Below are 1,583 nucleotides of genomic sequence, written 5' to 3'. Positions count from 1 at the left end.
CTGGGCGGCTGATTTCTTGCGTCGGTTCCAATCCCGAACGAGCAGTTCGCGCTGCTCGTCAGTGGCGAGCACCATCATGGTTTCAGGATCGAGGAAGACGCACTCCTCGTCGTGCTCACCCATCACGCGGTGCCAGTATCGGTTGCTCTCGATGTGCATGGCGGCTTTGCAGAAAGGGCAGGGCAGCAGTTCGCTGACCATCTGTTCGGTGTTGCTGGATCGGTTTTCTGTGGGCATGGGGATACCTCGCTGGATCGTCTACAGTTGAGCAATCTGCCAAAGAATGGGGTGGTTCATGACTTGTTTCGTCTGCAGGGGTGAGGCTGAACAGCCTCCAGGGTATGGCGGTGACTATCGCTACCTATGTGGTGGCTGCGGGGAGTACAGGGTGTCGACATCCCTCTATGACACCATCCGCACAAGAGTCTTCGACGTGGGCAGGACTCGTGAGGAGCTTGCTCGACAGCGGCTTGAACGCAGTGGTGCAGAAGGATGGGGTGCTCAATTACCGGTGCTGAACAGCATGCATGAGTACCTGCTCATCGATCCCGAGTGAGCTGGGCCTGGATGCGCTGCCCGATCCATCGGACGACGAACACGGCCTTGCTGTTGCCGATCGCCTTGTAGCGCGGGCCATCGGGGCATTCATCGGCGGGCTTACCGCGATAGGGGATGCGGGTGTGGTCGCCGGGGAAGCCTTGCAGCCATTCGCACTCGCGCGGAGTAAGGCGGCGCACACCACCCCCCCCATCAACCATTGGCTGGCCACGGCCAGTGCCGTCCTCGCTGGCGTCGAAGCCCTCAGCCTTCAGTGTGTGCGTGATGTCACCGGTGATGCACACCGCCACCTGGCCGCCGGCGTTGGGGTGACTTGATCCGTGCCCCATGGCGCGGAGTGTTGGGGCGGGGAGCCCGGCGTCGGCGCCGTGGTCCTTGCAGCTGAAGGCGAGCAGGGCGTTTTCCTGGCCACTGTTCCGGCCCAGCGGGTGGGCCAGGCCGTGAAGCACATCGGGATCCTGCGTGCCGTGCACGACCAGCATCCCGTTTTCTGCGTCTTGCTGGGTCGCGCTGCCGGCTGCCTTTCCATTTGCCTGCAGAGTTGGGGCGACCAGATGGCTCGCCATGGCGTGATCCACGTCGCTACCGCCATCAGTGCTTCGAAGCGTTCCGGCGACACGATCTTGGATGCAGAACGTCTCACTCTCCATGTCCATTCTGGTGTCCTTGGCGGTAAGCGTCGCGGACTGGCTGACATCACTCTGGAGGCTGTGGCCGCCATACGCTGGCACGCCAGCCAGTACCTCAACCGCTGGACCTTCGTCGCCCTCGCAGTTCGGGCACCCGTACTGGCCCAGGTCTAAACCGAAGACGTACCCGCACCCGCACTGGAGCGCAGGGCCGAATGGAGCTCGTCCGGCAAGGTCTTGCCCCTCGCCTCGGCGCGGCGGAGTATCCCGGCGCACGCCTTCGCGCTCAAAAAGTACTTCGAGGGGATCGAATCCTGCTCGAGCACTTGCGACAACGAACACACGGCGGCGTCGTTGGGCCAGGCCGAAATATTGGGCATCCAGAACCCGCCATGC

At 62.9% G+C, this 1,583-nt stretch carries 1 protein-coding gene and 1 pseudogene; both read right to left on the bottom strand.

The window, feature by feature from the left end; all coding sequences use genetic code 11:
- Positions 1 to 237: pseudogene (locus JZZ72_RS27620) on the bottom strand (Lar family restriction alleviation protein); the annotation flags it as partial.
- Positions 238 to 539: 302 nt separating this feature from the next.
- A partial coding sequence (locus tag JZZ72_RS27615) for a DNA cytosine methyltransferase (RefSeq protein WP_210015491.1) occupies positions 540 to 1,583 on the bottom strand: 1,044 nt, incomplete at its 5' end.

The organism is Pseudomonas palmensis (assembly GCF_017848315.1).
Lineage (GTDB): Bacteria > Pseudomonadota > Gammaproteobacteria > Pseudomonadales > Pseudomonadaceae > Aquipseudomonas > Aquipseudomonas palmensis.
This window is presented reverse-complemented; position numbering and strand designations above follow the sequence as displayed.